At 72.1% G+C, this 21,170-nt stretch carries 16 protein-coding genes; 11 read left to right on the forward strand and 5 right to left on the reverse strand.

What is annotated here, in order from left to right:
• Window positions 1-62: 62 nt before the first annotated feature.
• Together ACZ7LU_RS01970 and ACZ7LU_RS01975 are read left to right on the forward strand one after the other, a co-directional pair.
• Window positions 63-623 carry an FHA domain-containing protein gene (locus tag ACZ7LU_RS01970; protein ID WP_398305913.1) on the forward strand — a complete coding sequence of 187 codons (561 nt, stop codon included), beginning with the start codon at window positions 63-65 and terminating at the stop codon, window positions 621-623.
• A 116-nt stretch (window positions 624-739) separates the two neighbouring features.
• On the forward strand, window positions 740-1,927 hold the full coding sequence (locus tag ACZ7LU_RS01975) for a cytochrome P450 (protein ID WP_471915377.1): 1,188 nt from the start codon (window positions 740-742) through the stop codon (window positions 1,925-1,927).
• Here ACZ7LU_RS01975 and treY read toward each other — a convergent pair.
• Window positions 1,863-4,424 carry a malto-oligosyltrehalose synthase gene (treY, locus tag ACZ7LU_RS01980; protein ID WP_471916454.1) on the reverse strand — a complete coding sequence of 854 codons (2,562 nt, stop codon included), beginning with the start codon at window positions 4,422-4,424 and terminating at the stop codon, window positions 1,863-1,865. The two genes, ACZ7LU_RS01975 and treY, sit on opposite strands and share 65 nt — an antisense overlap.
• A 90-nt stretch (window positions 4,425-4,514) precedes the next feature.
• On the opposite strand from treY, the gene ACZ7LU_RS01985 reads away from it, so the two are divergent.
• Window positions 4,515-5,807 (forward strand): MFS transporter, encoded by a 1,293-nt coding sequence (locus tag ACZ7LU_RS01985; RefSeq protein ID WP_471915378.1) that lies wholly within the window; start codon window positions 4,515-4,517, stop codon window positions 5,805-5,807.
• Here the strand turns inward: ACZ7LU_RS01985 and glgX are convergent.
• On the reverse strand, window positions 5,782-7,890 hold the full coding sequence (gene glgX / locus ACZ7LU_RS01990) for a glycogen debranching protein GlgX (protein ID WP_471915379.1): 2,109 nt from the start codon (window positions 7,888-7,890) through the stop codon (window positions 5,782-5,784). The two genes, ACZ7LU_RS01985 and glgX, sit on opposite strands and share 26 nt — an antisense overlap.
• Window positions 7,891-8,047: 157 nt before the next feature.
• Between glgX and ACZ7LU_RS01995 the strand changes: the two genes are divergently transcribed.
• The 4 genes from ACZ7LU_RS01995 to ACZ7LU_RS02010 all read left to right on the forward strand — a co-directional run bounded on the left by ACZ7LU_RS01995 (window position 8,048) and on the right by ACZ7LU_RS02010 (window position 12,401).
• Window positions 8,048-8,836: a Tat pathway signal sequence domain protein gene (locus ACZ7LU_RS01995; RefSeq protein WP_468085342.1), complete on the forward strand. Its 789-nt coding sequence runs from the start codon at window positions 8,048-8,050 to the stop codon at window positions 8,834-8,836.
• 63 nt (window positions 8,837-8,899) lie between these two features.
• Complete coding sequence (locus ACZ7LU_RS02000) at window positions 8,900-10,222, forward strand: copper amine oxidase (protein ID WP_468311984.1); 1,323 nt, start codon at window positions 8,900-8,902, stop codon at window positions 10,220-10,222.
• A 101-nt stretch (window positions 10,223-10,323) separates the two neighbouring features.
• Window positions 10,324-11,565: an SAV2148 family HEPN domain-containing protein gene (locus ACZ7LU_RS02005; RefSeq protein ID WP_398305931.1), complete on the forward strand. Its 1,242-nt coding sequence runs from the start codon at window positions 10,324-10,326 to the stop codon at window positions 11,563-11,565.
• Window positions 11,566-11,690: 125 nt separating this feature from the next.
• Window positions 11,691-12,401: a 3'-5' exonuclease gene (locus tag ACZ7LU_RS02010; RefSeq protein WP_398305934.1), complete on the forward strand. Its 711-nt coding sequence runs from the start codon at window positions 11,691-11,693 to the stop codon at window positions 12,399-12,401.
• A gap of 22 nt (window positions 12,402-12,423) precedes the next feature.
• On the opposite strand, the gene ACZ7LU_RS02015 is transcribed toward ACZ7LU_RS02010, so the two are convergent.
• Entirely contained in the window at window positions 12,424-13,287 is an 864-nt protein-coding gene (locus tag ACZ7LU_RS02015; RefSeq protein ID WP_398305937.1) for a phosphotransferase enzyme family protein, read from the reverse strand.
• Window positions 13,288-13,457: 170 nt separating this feature from the next.
• On the opposite strand from ACZ7LU_RS02015, the gene ACZ7LU_RS02020 reads away from it, so the two are divergent.
• The 3 genes from ACZ7LU_RS02020 to ACZ7LU_RS02030 are packed head-to-tail and all read left to right on the forward strand — an operon-like array spanning window position 13,458 to window position 16,515.
• Window positions 13,458-14,381: a carbohydrate ABC transporter permease gene (locus ACZ7LU_RS02020; protein WP_398305940.1), complete on the forward strand. Its 924-nt coding sequence runs from the start codon at window positions 13,458-13,460 to the stop codon at window positions 14,379-14,381.
• Entirely contained in the window at window positions 14,378-15,214 is an 837-nt protein-coding gene (locus ACZ7LU_RS02025) for a carbohydrate ABC transporter permease (protein WP_398305943.1), read from the forward strand. Before ACZ7LU_RS02020 ends, ACZ7LU_RS02025 begins: the two co-directional genes overlap by 4 nt.
• A complete protein-coding gene (locus tag ACZ7LU_RS02030) occupies window positions 15,211-16,515 on the forward strand; it encodes an ABC transporter substrate-binding protein (RefSeq protein ID WP_471915380.1) in 1,305 nt (434 codons plus the stop codon). The genes ACZ7LU_RS02025 and ACZ7LU_RS02030 overlap by 4 nt, the downstream gene beginning before the upstream one ends.
• Window positions 16,516-16,558: 43 nt before the next feature.
• Here the strand turns inward: ACZ7LU_RS02030 and ACZ7LU_RS02035 are convergent, their stop codons facing one another.
• Entirely contained in the window at window positions 16,559-17,317 is a 759-nt protein-coding gene (locus ACZ7LU_RS02035) for a response regulator (RefSeq protein WP_471915381.1), read from the reverse strand.
• On the reverse strand, window positions 17,314-18,591 hold the full coding sequence (locus tag ACZ7LU_RS02040) for a sensor histidine kinase (protein ID WP_398305952.1): 1,278 nt from the start codon (window positions 18,589-18,591) through the stop codon (window positions 17,314-17,316). The genes ACZ7LU_RS02035 and ACZ7LU_RS02040 overlap by 4 nt, the downstream gene beginning before the upstream one ends.
• Before the next feature lie 214 nt (window positions 18,592-18,805).
• On the opposite strand from ACZ7LU_RS02040, the gene ACZ7LU_RS02045 reads away from it, so the two are divergent.
• Window positions 18,806-21,103 (forward strand): MMPL family transporter, encoded by a 2,298-nt coding sequence (locus tag ACZ7LU_RS02045; protein WP_471915382.1) that lies wholly within the window; start codon window positions 18,806-18,808, stop codon window positions 21,101-21,103.
• Window positions 21,104-21,170: the final 67 nt, after the last annotated feature.

Consider the following 21,170-nt stretch of genomic DNA (forward strand, 5'->3'; position numbering starts at 1 on the left):
ACGATCGGCCGTCGGTCCGCCCGTTCTGGACACCCGGGGCGCGGGTGCACGACAATTGCCTGGTGACATCCTCTTTCGAGTTCTCCACGTTCCCGGCGGCCCCCGCGCGGGTGACGGACGCCGAGCGCGACCGGGCGCTGGACGCACTCAAGGAGGGCGCGGCCGTCGGCAGGCTCTCGCACGACACGTTCCTGCGGCGCATGGAGCTCGTGCTCGCCGCCCGCAGGCCCGACGAGCTGGCCGCACTCACCGACGACCTGCGCACCGAGGGCCGCTGGTCGCGCATGGTGCTCGGTGGTGTGGAAGCCGTCTCCGGGTTCACGATGAAGCTGCGCAGGGCCTGGGAGGCCGAGCGCCTGCCGAAGCTGCTCCTGCCGTCGCCCGACAGCCACCACCCGCTGCGGATCGGCCGCGACCCGGCCAACGGCCTGCGGCTCAGCCACGACACGGTCTCCCGGGTCCACGCCGAGCTGCGGTGGCAGGGCGGCATGTGGGTGCTGCGCGACCTCGGCTCCACCAACGGCACTTCGGTGAACGGCCGCAGGGTGACCGGCGCGGCCGTCGTCCGCGACGGCGACTCCGTGAGCTTCGGCCGGATGGCGTTCCGGCTCGCGGTGAACTGACAGGGCAGCATCACCCGGACGGGCGTACGAGGCCTGCGGTGCGGGCCGCGCGGTGGTCGTCTTGGACACACCCGCGCGGCCGCTCGCCGCGCCGACGCACAGGTGGGAGCCCCGCGGTGCGCTGCCTCTCCGTCCCGCCCGAGGATCCGCCACCCGCGGCCACCCCCGCCGTCGCACGTGTCGAAGTGCCGGTGACGCCTCTCGGCCCGGCGCCGGGTCTCCTGTCACCCGCCGTCGCGCGCGACCCGTACCCCGCGTTCCGCGTGCTGCGGGAGAGCTTCCCCCTGGCACGGGACGAGTTTCTCGGCGCGTGGCTGGTGAGCCGGTACGGGGACGTGTGCGAGGCCCTCGCGCGGGACGAGCTCGTCGCGCTGCCGCCGGGGCGCACCCTCGCGCACATGGAGGGCGCCACGCACCGCGCGCACCGCGCCCTGGTCGAACCCGCGCTGCGGGGCCGCGCCGTCGCCGCCCTGGCCGCGGGCGCCTCGCGCACCGCCCACGTCCTGGCCCGCCGGATCGCCGCCCGCCAGGAGACCGACCTCGTCGCCGAGTTCTGCCGGTGGCTGCCGACGGCCGCGGTCGTGGCCGCGCTGGGCCTGCCCCACGAGGACACCGCACGTGTCCAGCGGTGGTGCCGCGACGGCCTCGGCCACCTCGGCGGCGGCCACCACGAACTGGACGCCCGGCTCCGCCCCCACCTGGCGCGGCGGCGGTCCCGGCCGGGCGACGATCTGCTCTCCGTGCTCTGCGCCGCCGAGGTCGACGGACGGCCCCTCGCGGACGGAACCGTGGCCGGCCTCGTCGGCTCGCTCCTCGGCGCCGGGGGCGAGGCCACCGCGCTCGGGCTCGCCTCGTTCCTCGCCAACCTCCTCGACGACCCGGCACAGCTGGCCCTGGTCCGTGAGCGGCCCGAGCTGATAGCCGCCGCCTGGGCGGAGTCCCTGCGCCGCGACCCGCCCGCCCCCGTCGTGCTGCGCCGTGCGGTCCGCCCGGTCGTCGTGGCCGGCACCGCGCTGCCCGCGGGAGCCGTCGTGGCGTGCCTGGTCGGCGCCGCGAACCGGGACCCCGCGCGGTTCGCCGACCCCGACCGCTACGACATCCGCCGCGCCGACCCGGGCCGCCTCGCGTTCGGCGCGGGCCGCCACGCCTGCCCGGGCGCCGAGCTCGCGGCCCGCACCGCCGGATACGGCCTGCACGCCCTGCTGGACGCCCTGCCGGGACTGCGCTGGGCGCCGGGCTTCAGACCGGATCCCCGGGGGCTGCTGACGCGCGGCCCGCGGACTCTTCTCGTACGCCCTCGCTGACGCCCTCAGTCACGTCCTCGGTGCCGCCCGCGTCGGCGATCCGCTCCAGGAGCGCCACCGGCGACACGGCGAAGAGCTCCGCCACGCGCGCGTGGCCCTCGAACTCCCGCTCCGGAGCGAGCAGGTCGGCCCACCGGCCCGCCGGGAGCGCCAGCTCCGTCTCCCGCCAGCCGCCCGCGTCCGCGAGCCGCAGGGACAGCCGCGTCGCCGCCACCACGACCTCTCCGGAGCGGACGAACGCCAGGCAGTGCGCGGCGCCGGGCCCCTCGGCGGCCAGCGGCTCGTACGTGCCCGTGCCGCCGAACAGCTCGGGCCGCCGCCCGCGCAGCCGCAGCGCCGTCGCGGTGAGGGCCAGCTTCTCCTCCGACAGGTCCCACGGCTCCCGCTGGGCGTCGAGCCGCTCCAGGACGTGCGGCTGGAAGCGGGCGGGCTGCCGGTTGTCCGGGTCGACCAGGGCGCGGTACTCGCCCTCCGTGCCCTGGTAGAGGTCGGGCACCCCGGGCATCGTCAGGTGCAGCAGCGCCGCCCCCAGGACGTTGGCCCGCACGTGGTCGCCGAGCTCGCGCGCGAAGGCCGCCACCGCGTACAGCGGCGGCCCGCACGGCCCCGCCTCCACGAACGCGCCCACGGCCTTCTCGTACGCCTCGTTGGGCTCGGTCCAGCTGGTGTGGAGCCCCGCCTCGCGCACGTGCTTCAGGAGGGCGTTCTGCAGCCGCATGTCGTAGGGGAAGCCGAAGCCGACCGCCGTCTGCCAGGCGGCCCAGGCCAGTTGGGGGTCGGGTGCGCACGTGCCGCCCACGCGCGAGGTCTGCTCGGTGACGTCGACGAGGAGGTCGGCCCACCGGTCCGGGCACTGGGTCAGGACGGAGATACCGGCCCGGACGTCGGCGCTCCGCTTGGTGTCGTGGGTCGTCAGGACAGTGCCTGAGTAGGGCCAGTCGCGCTGCACGCGCGCGCAGTACGCGTGGAACTCCTCCACCGGCACCGCGGGCCGCTCGGGCGCCCCGCCCACCTCCGCCGCCGAGAGGAGCGGCGCGTGCCGGTAGAACGCGGTGTCCTCGACGGCCTTGGCGCGCAGCGCCGACGCGGTCTGCGCGAACCGCGCCCGGAACTCCTCCACGGCCGACAGGACGTCAGGATCCGGAGCCATGGCGGACCCCGGGCCCTCTGAGCGCGCTTCTGCCGCCCGCAGCCGCCCCAGCGCCAGGTCCCGTACGACATCGACCGTCCGGGCCTCCTCGGGCACGCTGAAGGCCGCCCTGGCCTCCTCGGCGGCGCGTGCGGTGAGCACCGTCTCGGGCGCGTCGCCCCCGGAGGCGTACGGCCGGTAGACGGGCAGCCGCACCAGCAGCTCCCGCAGCGCGGTGCGCAGCATCCACGGCGCGTGGTCGCGCAGCGCGGGGACGGCCGCGCAGATGGCGCCCGCCGCGCGCGTGAGCCGGTCGACCTCGGCCGCCAGCTCGCGCGTGACGACCTTGTACGCGGCCCTGCGCACCGTCGCGTCCCAGTCGCCGCCCCGGTCGGCGGGCGGCGCGGCGAAGCGGCGGTACTGGCCGAGGAGTTCGCCGGCGCCCGCCGGGTCGGTGAGGACGCCGTCGATGTGCCGCAGCGCGTCGTAGCCGGTGGTGCCGGCCACCGGCCAGGCGGCGGGCAGGCGCTCGCCGTCGGCGAGGATCTTCTCGACGACCGTCCACCGCCCGCCGGTCGCCTCGTGCAGCCTCTGGAGGTACGTTCCCGGGTCCGCCAGGCCGTCCGGATGGTCGATCCGCAGGCCTTCGACGACGCCCTCGCGGAGCAGCTGGAGGATCTTCCCGTGCGTCGCGTCGAAGACGTCCGGGTCCTCGACGCGCACGCCGATGAGATCGGAGATGGTGAAGAAGCGGCGGTAGTTGAGCTCCGTGCGGGCGAGCCGCCACCACGACAGGCGGTACCACTGGGCGTCCAGGAGCTCCGGCAGCGGCAGCTCCGCGGTGCCCTCCCGAATGGGGAACGCGTGTTCGTGGTAGCGCAGCACGGCCCCGTCGACCCGCAGCTGTCCGAGCTCGTCCCCGAGCCGGCCGCCGAGGAAGGGCAGCAGGACGCGCCCGCCGCCCGCGTCCCAGTCGATGTCGAACCAGCGCGCGTACGGCGACTCCGGGCCCTCGCGCAGCACCTCCCACAGCGCGTGGTTGTGCCGCGGGACCGCCGCCATGTGGTTCGGCACGATGTCCACGACCAGGCCCAGCCCGGACTGCCGGGCGGTGCGGGACAGGGACCGCAGCCCCTCCTCGCCGCCCAGCTCGTCCCGCACGCGCGCGTGGTCCACCACGTCGTAGCCGTGCGTCGATCCGGGGACCGCCTCGAGCACCGGTGACAGGTGCAGATGCGAGACACCGAGCGAGGCCAGATGGGGGACGGCCGCCTCGGCGGCCGCGAAGGGAAAGTCCGGCTGCAGCTGGAGCCGGTACGTGGCGGTGGGCGGCGGTGGTACCGCGGAGCCGGGCCGCTCCGGTGTCATGCGCGTCATGCGAACGTACGTACCCGGTCTGGAGGCTTTCGTGTCATCGACTCATGCGTGTCCGCCCTACGGCGTCGTTAGCGTCGGACGATGGCTCAGAACACCCGCGACGCGTACCGCACGGTGATCCGGATGACGGGGGCGGCGCTCCCCGTCGTGTCGTTCCTCGGCAGACTCCCCGTGGCGATGATCCAGTTCGGCAGCGTGCTGCTGGTGACCGAGACCAGCGGGTCGCTGGCCACCGGCGGGATCGTCGCCTGTGCCCTCGCGCTCGGCCAGGTGTCCCTGGGGCCGTTCGTCGGGCGGCTCGCGGACCGGCACGGGCAGCGCGCCGTGGTGCTCGTCCTCTCGCTCGTCAACGCCGTGGCGATCGCGGCGTACACCCTGGGTGCCCTCGCGGACCTGCCCACGCCCGGTCTCGTCGTCCTGGGCGCCCTTGCGGGCGCGACGATCCCGGGGATCGGGCCGCTGGCCAGGGCCCGCGTCGTCCCGCTGGTGCGTGCCAAGGGCGGCGACGACCGGCTGGCGAGCACCGTGCTCTCCCTGGAGAGCACCATGGACGAGCTCTCCTTCGTGCTCGGCCCCGCCCTCGTGGGCCTCGCGGCCGTGGCGGGCCACCCGGCGTACGCCTTCGGGGCGGCCGCGCTGCTGGTCGCCGTCTGCGGCACGGCCTTCGCGCTGCACCCCACGGGACGTACTCCCAAGGCGGACACCGCCGGACCGGCACGCGCGCGTGGCGAACGCCCGCCGCTGCCCCGCTCGGTGTACGTGGTGCGGGTCGGGCTCCTCTTCCTCGGTGTGCTGCTCGGCGCCTGCGGCGCGGGCATCACCGCGCTGACCGAGGAGCTGGGCCGGCCCGGGCAGGCCGGGCTCGTGTACGCGGCGATGGGCGTGATGAGCGCGGTGGTGGGGCTCTCCATGGCCGCGCTGCCGGAGCGCTTCGGGCTGATCGCCCGGTGGCGCGTGGCGACGGCGGCCGCGGCACTCCTTTCACTGCCCCTGGTGTGGACCGACAGCCTGGCGGGCCTCTACATAGTGGTCACTTTCTTCGGCGCGATCTATGCCCCGAACCTCATCACCGGCTTCGCGCTCACCGAGCGCGCCGTGCCGCCGCAGCGGCTCGCCGAGGGCATGACCTTCGCGGCGAGCGCCTTCGTCGGCGGCCAGGCGGTGACGCTCGCGGTGGCCGGGCGGCTCGCGGAGTCGCACGGCGCGGGGGCCGCGTTCGCCCTCGGCAGCGCGGCCGCGGCGGTGGCGTTCGTGATCGCCCTGATCGCCCGTCACGAACCCCACCGCCCCGACCAGGTCGATCCGGCCCGTCAGGAACCCCACCGCCACCAGCCGCCCCGCGCCGGCGTCACGCCGGACGCTGCAGCACCGTGAGGCTCCGGTCGGCCAGCGTGAGCCGGTTGCCGGCCCGCACCTTCGGCCCCGGCTCCGGCGGCACCCCGTCCTCGTGCGCCGTGTCGATCACGAGCTGCCACTGGCGGCCGTGGTTGACCGGCACCACGAACTCGATCGGCTCGGGGGACGCGTTGAACATCAGCAGGAACGAGTCGTCGGAGATCCGCTCGCCGCGCGGCCCCGGCTCCGAGATGGCGTTGCCGTTCAGGAACACGCTCAGCGCCCTGGCGTGCGAGGCCTCCCAGTCCTGTTCCTCCATCTCCTCACCCTCCGGGGTGAACCAGGCGATGTCCGACAGCTCGTCGTGCGTGCCCTGGACGGGCCGGCCGTGGAAGAACCGGCGCCGCCGGAAGACCGGGTGGTCGCGCCGGAGCATCGCCATCGTGCGGGTGAAGGCGAGCAGCGAGTTCTCGCCGTCCGGCCAGTGCACCCACGCCAGTTCGCTGTCCTGGCAGTAGGCGTTGTTGTTGCCGCCCTGCGTGCGCGCGAACTCGTCGCCGTGGCTGAGCATCGGCACGCCCTGCGAGAGCATCAGGGTGGCGGTGAAGTTCCGCATCTGCCGGGCGCGCAGCGCCAGGACGTCCGGATCGTCCGTCTCGCCCTCGGCGCCGCAGTTCCAGGACCGGTTGTGGCTCTCGCCGTCCTGGTTGTCCTCGCCGTTGGCCTCGTTGTGCTTGTCGTTGTACGAGACGAGGTCGTGCAGCGTGAAGCCGTCGTGGCAGGTGGTGAAGTTGATCGACGCCAGCGGACGCCGCCCGTCGTCCTGGTAGAGGTCGGACGAGCCGGTCAGCCGGGAGGCGAACTCCGCGAGGGCCCGCGGCTCGCCGCGCCACAGGTCGCGCACCGTGTCGCGGTACATGCCGTTCCACTCGGTCCATAGGGGCGGGAAGTTGCCCACTTGATAGCCGCCCTCGCCGACGTCCCAGGGCTCGGCGATCAGCTTCACCTGGCTGACCACCGGATCCTGCTGCACGAGGTCGAAGAAGGACGAGAGCCGGTCCACCTCGTGGAACTGCCGGGCGAGCGTCGCCGCGAGATCGAAGCGGAACCCGTCCACATGCATGTCCGTGACCCAGTGCCGCAGCGAATCCATGATCATTTGCAGCACGTGCGGCGAGCGCATCAGGAGCGAGTTGCCGGTCCCCGTGGTGTCCATGTAGTAGCGGGGATCGTCCATCAGGCGGTAGTACGAGGCGTTGTCGAGCCCCTTGAAGGAGAGTGTCGGGCCCAGGTGGTTGCCCTCGGCCGTGTGGTTGTAGACGACGTCGAGGATCACCTCGATGCCCGCCTCGTGCAGCGCCTTCACGGCCTGCTTGAACTCCAGGACCTGCTCGCCGCGGTCGCCCCACGAGGCGTACGCGTTGTGCGGGGCGAAGAAGCCGATGGTGTTGTAGCCCCAGTAGTTGTTCAGGCCCATGTCCACCAGACGGTGGTCGTTCACGAACTGGTGGACCGGCATCAGCTCCAGCGCGGTGACGCCGAGACCGGTGAGGTGCTCGATGATCGCCGGATGCCCGAGCGCCGCGTACGACCCCCGGAGCTCCTCCGGAAGGTCTGGGTGCAGCATCGTCAGGCCCTTCACATGGGCCTCGTAGAGCACCGTCTCGTGGTACGGGGTGCGCGGCGGGCGGTCGTCGCCCCAGTCGAAGTACGGGTTCACCACGACCGACGTCATCATGTGCGGCGCCGAGTCGAGGTCGTTGCGCTCGTCCGGTTCGTCGAAGTGGTAGCCGTACACCTCCTCGCCCCACTCGACGCGCCCGCTCACCGCGCGGGCGTAGGGATCGAGCAGCAGCTTCGCGGAGTTGCAGCGGTGCCCCTGCTCCGGTGCGTAGGGGCCGTGCGCCCGGAAGCCGTAGCGCTGTCCCGGCATGATGCCGGGCAGGTACGCGTGCCGCACGAAGGCGTCGGACTCGCGCAGCTCTACGGCTGTCTCCGAGCCGTCGTCGTGCAGCAGACACAGCTCCACGCGCTCTGCGGCCTCGGAGAAGACCGCGAAATTCGTGCCGGCTCCGTCATATGTGGCACCTAAGGGATACGCCTGCCCAGGCCAGACCTGCATGAATACGACTCTTCCACTCACGCCCCCGCAAGATGGGGCCACTTCGGCCACAGTCGCCCGGAAAGTGGGGCAACCACCCAGGAGTTGTACCCGTCTAACCGTCTGACCACATACTCGGCTTGCCCACGAATGGGGCGCCAGGGGAGTAGGGGGAGTAGTGCGAGAGATAGTCAGACGCCACCTCGGGAAGGTGGTGGCGGGTGCGGCGGTCGCGGCGACCGCCACGGCCGTGCTGGTGGGCGTCAACATGCCGGGCTCGGAGGCAGGTGGGTCGGGGGACCGCCAGGCCAACGCGGCAGCGGCGAAGCAGGACGCCATCGCCAAGGACGGCGTCGTGGAGGCCGCGCCCGAGGAGGGCGCGAAGGGCATCGGCAGCGACCCGCTGACCGACGAGGAGATGGAGCGCGCCGAGAAGGCCTCGGCCTCCGGCCAGTTGCGCTCCAGCGCCCGGGACGTCGAGGGGGACCGCGGCCCGCAGCTGCTGTCCACCAACCTCAGCGAGCCGGACCCGGCCGACACCGGCAACGCGCCGCGCCGCGCCGAGGTCGTCTACTACGACTACAAGCAGGACGCCGTCATCACCAAGACGGTCAATGTGGAGACCGGCAAGGTCGAGGACACGGTCACCACGCGGAACGTCCAGCCGCCGCCGAGCCAGGAAGAGCTCGCCGAGGGCGCCCGGCTGCTGATCGCCGACCCGCTCGGCAAGGGCCTGAAGAAGGACTTCAAGCACGCCACGGGCAAGGCTCTGACCGGCCCGCAGCAGCTCCAGCTGAGCGGCATGGTCTTCCGCAAGGAGACCGTGAAGCGCGTGCCGTCCGACCTCACCGAGTGCGGCAAGCACCGGTGCCTCCAGGTCGTCACCAAGGTCAAGAACGGTCCGTGGATCGACACCCGGGCCCTCGTCGTCGACCTGAGCACCCGCACCGTGGGCCGCCTCGGCTGACCCGCGCGCCCGCGCACGAGACCACACACCAACTTCTCCTCGTACGAGGGAGTTCACTCCACCATGCACGTCAACAGACTTTCGCGCGCCCGCAAGGGGGCCACGATGGCCCTCGCGGTCTCCGCGCTCCTCGGCGGCGCCGTCACCGTCGCCGCCCCCGCGTCGGCGGCCCCGGCCAAGACTCCCGCCAAGGCCCCCGCGCCCCCGGCCGACTGCAGCGACGCCTACAAGATCGAGCAGACCGTCGACGGCGGCACGACCTGGCGCATGTGCTGGCACTACAACTCGCTCTCCGGCCTGATCCTCGACAAGATCAGCTACCAGCCGAAGGGCGAGCCCAAGCCGATCCCCGTCCTGACCAGCGCCCGGCTCGCCCAGGTGCACGTCCCCTACGACGACGGCCAGGCCGAGTACGACGACGTCACCGGCACCGACTTCGGCCAGGCCCTGCAGAACCTCAACACCGGTGAATGCCCCGGCGGCACCATCAAGACCGTCAAGGTCCCGAACCGCGGCAACGTCAAGGGCCTGTGCACCACCACGCGCGCGCGTGGGCACGCGTACCGCCTCAACGACGACGCGAGCACCGGCGGCACCGGCAAGGTCTACTCCGCCCAGGCCAAGGACCTGCTCGTCTACACCGTGAACAAGGCCTCCTGGTACGAGTACATAACCGAGTGGCGGTTCTCCTCGGACGGCACCATCACGTCCAACGTGGGCGCCACCGGCAGCCTCTCGCCGTACGACTACGACGGCGGCGACGACCGCGGCTGGCCCATCGGCAAGGGCCAGCAGGCCAAGGCGGAGAGCCACGCCCACAACGTCTTCTGGCGGCTCAACTTCGGCCTGGACGGCTCCCCGAAGGCCAAGGTCGAGCAGTACGACTCCAAGGTCACCCCGCCCACCGGCAACGGCAGCCCGACCACGAAGACCACCCGCACCAAGGTCACCAAGGAGATCGCGGGCGACCGCAAGGACATGCGCTGGTGGCGCGTGGTCAGCGGGGCCGGCAAGAACAAGGACGGCCACCCGCGGTCGTACGAGTTCGTCCCCGGACCCAGCACCAAGCACGCCGGGCGGCCCTTCACCAAGCACGACGTGTACTTCACCCAGTACAAGAAGTGCGAGCAGTACGCGAGCAACAACCCGGGCTGCCCCAACGGCACCCCGGACAGCGTCGACAAGTGGGTGAACGGCCAGACCATGGACCACCCGATCTCCTGGGTGCACATCGGCTACCACCACATCGCGCGTGACGAGGACCAGCAGCCCATGCCGGTCCACTGGCAGGGCTTCTCGCTGGCCGCGCGCGACGTCACCGCCATGAGCCCGCTCACTCCGCAGGACCTCGCGAACCAGAACGGCCAGCCGCCGATCGGTGGTTGAGAAACCACCCTGCCCATCGGGCTGCACCTCCTGCCGCTCCCGGAGTACCCTTCCTTGATCGTTGACCGGGGGAGAGTCCGGGAGCGGAAGGCGGTGCGCGGGTGAGCTCGGGTGGTCGGGGGCTGCCCCCTGGTGACGAGGGTCACGAGGGGAGCTCCGCGGACGTACCCGCTGGAGCGGTGTCCCTGGCTCGGCCGATGGAGACGGGATCTCAGATCGGACCCGAACTGGACTGGGACGCCGACGCCTGGCGCGAGGTCCGTACGCGCGCCCAGCGCGCCGGGCGGGCCTACATCTGGCTGAATCTGGTGGAGCAGCGGCTGCGCGCGGTCGTGGCCGCTGTTCTGCGTCCCGTCTACGAACCCGTCCACGCCGACGACTGGGTCGTCGCCGCGGCGGGCCCCGCCGGGCAGGAGTGGGTCCAGCGGGCCGTCGCCGTGCGCGAGGTGAGCCGCCGCAAGGGCTATCTGCTCGACCCGGCCGACGACAACGTCCTCAGCTTCCTCACTCTGCCGCAGCTGCGCGAGCTGATGGTGCAGCACTGGCCCTGCTTCGAGCCGTACCTCGACGACCGGCGCGACGTCGAGCTGGCCCTCGACGAGCTGGAGGTCACCCGGAACGTCGTCTCCCGCAACCGCGCCCTCTCCGAGGCGGTCCTCGCGCAGGCGGAGCGCGCCTCGGCCAGACTCCTGGACATACTCGGCTCGGGCACCGACACGCCCTCCGCGCGCCGCCTGCCCGTCGACGCCGTCGAGGACCTCGTCGGCGACCGGTACGCGGACGTGGTGGGCGTCTACGGCGACCGGGTGCGGCTCCTGCGGCAGTTCCCCGCCGAGGACATCTTCGGCGGCGCCCGCCGCCTCGACGCGATCGGCATCGGCCTCAACCTCCTCGTGCAGAACTTCTCCGGGCGCCGCCTGGTCAGGCTCGCCGAGTCGGGCTGCCGGGTGCGGCTGCTCTTCCTCAACCCGGCGAGCAGCTCGGTCAAGCGCAGGGAGCGCGAACTGGGCATCAAGAAGGGTGAGTTGAGCCGTTCCGTCGAGATGAACATCCTGCACATGCGCCGGGTCAGGGCGCGCCTGCGGGACCCGGGCGCCTTCGAGATCCAGGTCTTCGACGAGACGCCCCGCTTCACCGCGTACCTGGTCGACGGGGACGGCGCGGACGGCATCGCCGTCGTCCAGTCGTATCTGCGCAGGACCCGTGGGATGGAGGCGCCGGTCCTGGTGCTGCGGGGCGGCAGCCGGGTGGTGAAGTCGGGCGATCCGGGCGAGAGCGGGCTTTTCACTACATACCGCGAGGAGTTCGAGTTGGCGTGGGCGGACTCGCGGCCGGTGTCCTGACCGTCTCCGCGCCCTCCCGGCGCCGCCTCGGCCGGGCAGAAGCGGAATGCGGTCCTCGGATTGTCAGTGGCGCATGGGATCGTGGTGGTCACTGGGGGAAAGCACCACAAAGATAGGGGGCGGCCATGGGCTGGCACCAGGAGCTGCTGATCGGTTTCGACCTGGAGACGACGGGGACGGACCCGAGCGAGGCGCGCATCGTCACCGGCGCCGTCATCGAGGTCAAGGCCGGCGAGACGCTGGGGCGTCGCACCTGGCTCGCGGACCCGGGGATCCCGATTCCCGCCGGGGCGGTGGCCGTGCACGGCATCACGGACGAGCGTGCGACGGCCGAGGGCAGGCCCGCCGACGAGGTCGCGGACGCGCTCGCCGGCGTCCTCACCTCGTACTGGCAGTCGGGCGTCCCGGTCGTGGCGTACAACGCGGTCTTCGACCTGACCCTGCTCTCCGCCGAGCTCCGGAGGTACGGCCTGCCGTCTCTGCGCGACCGCCTCGGCGGCATGGACCCGGGTCCGGTGATCGATCCGTACACCATTGACCGTTCCGTGGACCGGTACCGCAGAGGCAAGCGGAACCTGGAAGCGGTCTGCACGGAGTACGGCGTGCTCCTTGAGGCCGCCCACGACGCCGCGGCCGACGCCCAGGCAGCGGCGCGCCTCGCCTGCGCGATAGCCGACCGCCACCCGAAGGTCGCGTCCCTCGGCCCGGCGGAGCTGCACCGCCGCCAGATCGAGTGGTACGCGGAATGGGCGGCGGACTTCCAGAACTTCCTGCGCAAGAAGGGCAATCCGGACGCGGTGGTGGACGGGGTGTGGCCGCTGAGGGTCGAGGGCTAGGCCCTCGAAGGGGGTCGGGCCCTCAGAAGGGGTACCAGCGGACGGCCGCGTCGCCGTCCCGAAGGGACGCCACCCGCCGGCGGAACTCGACGAGCGCCTTCGGATTGGCGGGCGCGTGCTGCGCGACCCACGCGCAGCTGGCCGTCTCCCGGGCGCCGCGCAGCACGGCGCACCCCTCCCACTCCCGCACGTCCCAGCCGTAGACGGAGACGAACCCGTCGTAGGCCTCCGGCGAGAGCCCGTACCGATCGCGGGAGAGCGCCATGACGACCAGATCGTGCTCCCGCAGATCCGAGGAGAACGTCTCCAGATCCACGAGCACCGGCCCACCGGGACCGACCAGGACATTGCGGGGCAGCGCGTCGCCGTGGACGGGCCCCGGCGTGAGATGCGGGGTCAGCGCCGCCGCGGCGACGGCGAACCCGTCCCTGCGCTCGCGCAGATAGTCCGCGTCGGCCGGGTCGATCGCGTCACCGGCGAGCCGCAGCCACCGCTCCACACCGCCGAGCAGTTCGCGGCGCGGGAGCTCGAAGGAGGGGGAGTCCAGTTCGTGCACGCGACGGATGAGCGCCGCCAGATCACGCGGCTCCGCGGGGCGCACCGCCTCGGGGAGGCGGTGCCAGAGCGTCACCGGATGGCCGTCCACCAGGCGCGCCTCGGTCTCGGCGGCCCGCACGGCGGGGACACCGGCCTTCTCCAGCCACGCGGCGACGGCCAGCTCGCGCCGCGCCCTCGTGAGGAGTTCGGGGGCGGCGCGGCCGACCTTGGCGACCAGCTCGCCCACGGCGAACACCGCGTTCTCGCCGAGCGCGAGCAGCCGGGCCCCGCTCACCGGAACCGGCAGCTGTGCCGCGTCCAGTACGTCCCGTGCCCGCGCCTCGTCCATCCCGTGCCTCCCGCACCCGTTGCCCCGTTCGCCCGACAGTCTCGCATTCGCACAGGCCAACCGGTGTGCGAGGGCGCGCAGCTGCTTGACGTATCAAGATCACATCAGCACGATGACGGGGGCCGCCGGGGCGGCCGGACCCGCATCAGCCGCCCGAAGGAGCCGATTCCGTGACATTGGCGACCGCGACGAAGCGGTCAGCGAGAGGCGCGCCGGGACGAGGGGCCGCGGACCACGGCGCGTGGTTCCTCGTGCTGCCCGCGCTGATCCCGATCCTCGTCCTCAGCGTCGGCCCGCTGCTCTACGGCATCGCGCTGGCCTTCACCGACTCCCAGTCGGGCCGCACCGAACCCACCCAGTGGATCGGCGCGCTCAACTTCCAGGACCTGCTGCACGACACGCTGTTCTGGGACTCGTTCAGGATCGGCCTGCTGTGGGCCTTCGGCGTCACCGTGCCGCAGTTCTTCCTCGCCCTCGGCCTCGCCCTCCTGCTCAACCAGCCGCTGCGGATGCGCTGGCTGGCGCGGGCCCTCGCGATCATTCCGTGGGCGATGCCCGAGGTGGTCGTCGGCATCATGTGGCGGCTCGTCTACCACCCGGACGCCGGCGTGCTCAACGAAACGCTCTCCAATGTCGGCCTGGGGGAGGGCAAGGACTGGCTGACCGGCACGGCCACCGCGCTCCTTGCCGTGATCGTCGTCGGCATCTGGGCGGGCATGCCGCAGACCACCGTCGCACTGCTCGCCGGACTGCAGAACACCCCGCGGGAGCTGCACGAGGCGGCCGCGATGGACGGCGCGGGCGCCTGGCGCCGTTTCCGCACCGTCACCTGGCCCGCGATCAAGCCGATCGCCCTCGCCATCACGGCGCTCAACTTCATCTGGAACTTCAATTCGTTCGCCCTGGTCTACGTCCTCACCCAGGGCGGCCCCGGCGGCCGCACCCGCCTGCCCATGCTCTTCGCCTACGAAGAAGCCTTCCGCTACGGCCAGTTCGGCTACGCCGCCGCCATGGGCTGCGTGATGGTCGCGGTGATCTCCGTGATCCTCGCCTGCTACCTCGTCGGCCGCCTGAAGGGAGGCGACGAGGCATGATGCGTACGAAGAAGTCGACGCGCGCCGCGCAGTACGTGGCACTCGCCGCCTATCTGGTCTTCCTCGCCTTCCCGTTCCTCTGGCTGATCTCCACGGCCTTCAAGCCCGCCCGGGAGCTCGGCAGCCTGCACCCCACCTGGATCCCGAAGGATCCGACCCTGGAGAACTTCCGGCAGGCCTTCGACGAGCAGCCGCTCCTGCGGGCCGCGGGCAACTCCCTGATCGCGGCGCTCAGCGCGGCCCTGATCGCGGTCGTCATCGCGACCCCGATGGCCTACGTCATGGCCAGGCACCGCAGCCGCCTCGCGAAGGCGGCCACCGGCTGGGTGGTGATCAGCCAGGCGTTCCCGTTCGTCCTGGTCATCATCCCGCTGTTCCTGATCCTGAAGAATCTCCACCTGATCAACTCGCTGGTCGGTCTGATCATGGTGTACGTGGTGTGGTCGCTGCCGTTCGCGCTGTGGATGCTCGTCGGGTACGTCCGCGCGGTCCCCGCCGAGCTGGAGGAGGCCGCGGCGGTGGACGGCGCGAGCCGGGTGCGGACGTTCGTGTCGGTCGTCGCGCCGCTGCTCGCGCCCGGCATCGTGGCCACGGCGATGTTCGCCTTCATCACCGCGTGGAACGAGTTCTTCTTCGCCCTCGTCCTGCTCAAGACCCCGGAGAAGCAGACCTTGCCGGTCATCCTCAACCGCTTCATCGGCTCGGAGGGCGTCGCCGACCTCGGGCCGCTCGCCGCGGCGGCGTTCCTCGCGACCATCCCCTCGCTGGTCATCTTCGCCATCATCCAGAAGCGGATCACGGGCGGCATGCTGGCCGGGGCGGTGAAGGCATGACGCCCCCGCGCACGGCCCCACGCCTGCTGGCCGCCACCGCCACGGCCCTCGCGCTGCTGCTCACCGGCTGCAGCGGCGACTCCGGCGACGACGACGGGAAGATCACTCTCCAGTTCCAGTCGCTCGCCTGGCAGAAGGAGTCCGTCGACGCGAACAAGGCGCTCGTCGCCGAGTGGAACGCCACTCACCCGGACGTCAAGGTCGAGTACGTCCAGGGCAGTTGGGACAGCGTCCACGACCAGCTGCTCACCTCCTTCGAGGGCGGCGAGGCGCCGGACATCATCCATGACGCGTCGGACGACCTCGCCGACTTCGCGTACGGCGGATATCTCGCGGATATCGGCGACCTGCTCCCCGAGCGCCTCAAGTCCGACATCCCGCGGCGCAGCTGGGAGACGACGACCTTCCGGGGCAAGGTCTACGGCGTGCCGTTCCTCCAGGAGCCGCGCGTCCTGATCGCCAACGCGAAGTGGCTCAAGAAGTCGGGCGTACGGATCCCGACGCCCGAGAAGCCGTGGAGCTGGGCGGAGTTCCGGAAGGTCACGAAGGAGCTGGGCGACGGCACGGACGGGAAGTACGGCGTCGCCTGGCCGCTCAAGGAGCCGGTCTCCGCGACGCTCAACCTCTCGCTGTCCACCGGCGGGAAGATGTTCCACCGAGGGGTGGACGGCAAGGTCGACGTCCGCTTCGGCGCGGCCGACGCGATCATGCCGCGCACGGTCCACGACCAGGTCAACGAGGACAAGAGCGCGTCGGCCACGACCCTCGGCATGGGCGGCTCCGACACGCTGCCCGGCTTCTTCGGCGGCAAGTACGCGATGGTCCCGCTCGGCTTCTCGTACCGCCAGCAGATCGTCCAGCAGGCGCCCGAGGGCTTCGACTGGCAGGTGCTGCCCGCCCCGGCGGGCGAGGAGGGGCTCGCACAGGGCGTCAGCCCGCAGACCCTGTCCGTCTCCGAGGACAGCCCGCACAAGAAGGAGGCGGCCGAGTTCATCGACTTCTTCCTCCAGCCGGACAACATGGTGAAGCTCGCGCGCGGCGACTGGATGCTGCCGACCGGCAAGGAGGCGCTGAAGGACCCCGCCCTGCGCACCGAGAAGGACGACTGGGCCGCGGGCACCGCCCTCGCCGAGGACCTGCGCCCGGCCCCCGCGCAGACGGTGCGGGGCTACCCGGAGTGGAAGGACAAGGTCGCGACGCCCGCGCTCCAGGAGTACTACAGCGGGGCGATCGACCTCGACGAGCTCAGGAAACGGCTCGTCGAGGACGGCAATCTGGTCCTCAAGAGGTATCAGCGGTAGGGCGTCGGCGGGCCCTCGGCGCGGGATTCAGGGGCCGCGGGATTCAGGGGCGGAGCCCGTGGTTCTGGCCCGCCCGCACGAGCCCCGATTCGTACGCGGCGATGACGGCCTGCGCGCGGTCGCGGACGCCCAGCTTGGCGAAGATGCCGGTGGCGTGGTTCTTCACGGTCTGCACGCCGATGGCCATCTGCTGCGCGATCTCGCTGTTGTCGAGGCCCGCGGCGATCAGCCGGAGCACCTCGACCTCGCGCGGGGTGAGCCCGGAGATGCCCCCGGCCTGCGGGTGCGAGGCTGGGGCCGGGGCCGGGGTCACGAAGGTGGCGAGCAGCCGGGTCAGCAGCCGCGGGGCGACGACGGCCTCGCCCCGGTGGACGGTGCGCAGCGCGGTGACGAGCTCCTCCGGGGAGACGTCCTTGGGCAGGAAGCCGGAGGCCCCGGCCCGAAGGGCGCCGACCACGTGTTCGTCCATGTCGAAGGTGCTGAGCGCGAGGACCCGGCACCGGGGCAGCTCGGCGGCCAGGCGCTCGGTGGCCTTGACCCCGTCGAGCACCGGCATGCGGATGTCCATCAGGATGACGTCGGGGCGCAGTTCGCGGGCGGCCGTGATGGCCTGCTCGCCGTCGCCCACCTCGCCGACGACGTCGATGGCGGGGTCCGAGCGGAGGATCAGCGACAGGCCCCGGCGCACGAGGGGCTGGTCGTCGGCGATGAGCACGGTGATCCGCTCGGGCTCGGCACTCTGCTCGGGCTCGCCGCTCCGCTCGGGCGCGCTACTCCGCTCGGGCTCGGAGGTGGAGGTCATCGCGTCCCGTCCTTGTCGTGTGTGCCGGAGGTACCGGCAGTACCGGCGGTACCAGAAGTGTCAGCTGTGTCGGCCGCGTACGTGTCGGCCGGCAGCGGCACGCTCGCGACCACCTCGAACCCGCCTTCCGCACGGCTGCCGACGCGCAGGGAGCCGTCGTGCAGGGCGATGCGTTCCCGCATGCCGAGAAGACCGTATCCGCTGCCCGTGACGCCCCCGCCGGGCGCCCTGCCGGCAGTGGCCCCCGCCCCGGCGCCGTCGTCGGTCACCTCCACGGTGACGCGGTCCGGCAGATAGGCGAGCCGCACCGTGGCACGGGCGGGCCCCGCGTGCTTGCGGGCGTTGGTCAACGCCTCCTGCACGATGCGGTAGAGGGTGAGGCCGACGGTCATCGGCAGCGGCCGGGGCCGCCCGGTGACGTGGAGTTCGGCCGGCAGGCCCGCCGCGCCCGAATCGGCGACGAGCCGCTCGATGCCGTCCACCCCGGGCTGGGGCTCCGACGGCGCCTCCTCCAAAGTGTCGGTGCTGCGCAGCACCCCGAGGAGCTGACGCATCTCGTGCAGCGCGGTGCGGCCGGACTCCTCCAGCGTCACCAGCGCCTCGCGGGCCGTGTCGGGGTCGCGGTCCAGGGTCGACCTGGCCCCGCCGGACATCAGGTACATGGTGGTGATGTGGTGGGCCACGATGTCGTGCAGCTCGCGCGCGATGCGACGCCGCTCCTCGGTCACCGCGCGGTCGGCGAGCAGCCTCCGGTTGATGTCGAGCTGCGACTGCCACTGCCGCACGGCCAGGCCGATGGCGACGATGAGGCAGGGCGTCACCAGCAGGTCGGTGATGCCCATGCCGATGAAGGGCACGTCGTTCTGCCAGTGCCGCGCGAGCTGCACGGGACCGGTGGCGATGACACCCAGCAGCAGGGCCCACCGTCCGCTGTACCTGGCCACGGTGTAGAGCCCGATCGTGACGGCGGCGCCGTACGTGTTCGACACCGGCTCGCCCGGGTCGACGGCGAGCCCGAGGTTGACGGCCAGCTGCACGGCGAGGGCCGCGCCGAGCGCCTGCACGGGGTAGTGGCGTCTGAAGAGCAGCGGGACCACGGAGACGGCGATGAGCAGGATGCCGAGCACGGTGACCGGTGCGTCCGGGCCCTCTTCGCCCGGGACGAGGTAGGCCAGCAGGTCGAGCGTCACGGCGAGGGCGGCGACCACCACGTCCCCCGGCGTCGGCCGCACCCCGCGCGTGGGCGGTACCGTCGGGAAGAAGTCGCGGGCCATCCTGGCGCCTCCGAGTCGAATGTCCGGCGGGCCCTGATGTCCCGTCTCTGGGCACCATTAGATCCCGCCCGACGGAGCCCCGAGTCGGCGCGGTGGCGGTTCTTCCGGCCAGTACTGGAGTACTGCCCGCGAGGCAGTACCGGACCACGGTCAGGGGTGCGGACCCTTCCGGCGGCCGACGTGCTCAAGGGGCCCCGCGTGATGACCTATTGGCATGATCCGCAAGCTGACCTCTTTCTCCACCCGGCATCGATGGATGACCATCGTCGTCTGGACGATCCTCGGAGCGGCCCTGTCGTTCGTGGGGAACTCGATGATGTACGACGTCACCGACTCCCAGGCCGGGGACTTCCTGCCCAAGAAGTACGACTCGGCGGTGGCGCTCCGGATAGCCGAGGAGGAATTCGGCGCGAAGCCCGACCCCAACGCCCTGACCGTGCTCGTCGCCAGGGACGACGGAGGCCGGCTGACGGTGGGCGACCAGCGGCGCATCGCGGACACCGCCGCGGATCTGGGCCGGGAGCGGATCGTCGCGGCGAAGCCCGAACCGCTCATGAAGGACCATTCGCAGACCCCGCGCGTCTCGGCGGGGGCGGTGGCGCCCGACAAGAGCTTCCGGCTCCTCACCGTTTCCCTCGACGGAAATCCCAGTGACCCGGGTCTGCAGGACGTCTACAAGGAATTCCGCGACACCGCGAAGGACGAATTCGCCGACGCGGACATGCGGGTCGGATTCACCGGCGGCATCGCCTCCACGGTGGACGACACCGAGGCCGAGGAAGACACGGCGAAAATCGTCTCCAGCCTGACGATGGGCCTCATCGTCCTGCTGAACGTGCTGGTGTTCCGCTCTCTCGCGGCCGCGTTCGTGCCGCTGATCGCGGTGGCGCTGATCGGCGGAGTCGCCTCGGGCGCCGTGGTCGGCGCGGCGAAGCTCTTCGACATCAGCCTCGACGCGTCGACGCCTTCACTCATCGGCGTCGTCCTCCTCGGCATCGGCATCGACTACTTCCTCTTCCTGATGTTCCGGTTCCGGGAACAACTGCGGAACCACCCCGAGCAGAACGCCCGGACGGCCGCCGCCGAGACGACCGGGCGGGTGGGCAGCGCGATCACGTCCGCGGCGCTGACGATCGTGGCGGCCTTCGCGACCCTGGGCCTGGCCAGCTTCGGACAGTTCCGGGTCCTCGGCCCGGCGATCGCGATCTCCGTGCTCGTCATGCTCCTCGCCAGCCTCACCCTGATGCCCGCGCTCCTCGCCGTACTCGGGCGCGGCATGTTCTGGCCCGCACGCGCCTGGAAGAAGGAGCGCACCGGCGGCTTCGCCGCACGCCTGGGCCACGCGGTGAGCAGCCGGCCGCTGCGGTACGCCCTCGGCAGCCTGGTGCTGCTGGGCGCGCTGGGCGCGGGCGCGCTCGGCATCACGATGAGCTACGACCAGCAGGGCCGGCACGAGACCGCCGCCGTCAGGACCGCCGAGCAGATCTCCCGCAGTCTGCCCGCGGGCGTCTCCGACCCGCACACCGTGTACGTACGCAGCACGAACGGCGAGGAGATCAAGCAGAGTTCGCTCACCGGCATGACCCGCTCCCTCGCCAAGGCGGAGGGCGTCGGCGAGGTGGGCAAGCCGGTGCTCAGCAAGGACCGCACGGCCGCGCGGGTCGACCTCCTCCTGAGCGTCAGGTCCGATTCGCAGAAGGCGCGCGACCTGGTCTCTGGTCCCGTCAGGGAGACGGCCGCGCGGACCGCCCCGGAAGGCACGAAGGCGTACGTCACGGGGACGGCCGCGATCTTCGCCGACATCTCGACGGCCGTGGAGAAGGACCTGCGCCTGGTGTTCCCGGTCGCGGCCCTGCTGATCGCGGTGATCCTCTTCCTGCTGCTGCGCTCCCTGCTCGCCCCGGTCGTGCTGATGCTCGCCGTGGGGCTCGGCTTCCTGGCCACGCTCGGTGCGAGCACGCTGCTCTTCCAGCACGGCCTCGACCGGCCGGGAGTCTCGTTCACGCTGCCCCTGGTGCTCTTCCTCTTCGTCGTCGCCCTCGGCACCGACTACAACATCCTGATCACCGACCGGATCAGGGAGGAGATGGAGAAGCCGGTCCCGGCCCGGCACGCCGTGGCCGAGGCGGTGCGGCACACCGCGCCCGCCATCGCCACGGCCGGCATCGTGCTCGCCGGTTCCTTCGCCAGTCTCGCCGCGAGCCCCGCAACTCAGGAGATCGGCTTCGCCACCGGCCTGGGCATCCTCCTCTCCTCGCTCGTGCTCTCCCTCGTGCTGGTGCCCGCCCTTGCCGCGATGCTCGGCCGCGGTCTGTGGTGGCCGCGCAGGTCGGGGCGGACGCCGGGTCACCACCGCGTCCCGGACGGGCCGCACGCGCCGCAGCAGGAGTACCGGCCGCAGCCGTACGGACAGCCCTCGCCGTATCAGTCGTACGGACAGCCCTCGCCGGACCCGCAGTACCAGCCGTACGCGGCTGACCCCGCCCGTCCCCAGCACCGGCCGACCCGATGACCGCCACCCCCGCGCACGACCGACGAAGGGCGCACATGAAGCCGACTCCCCGCACTCCGTGCTGACC

This window comes from Streptomyces sp. NPDC039462, assembly GCF_055639375.1.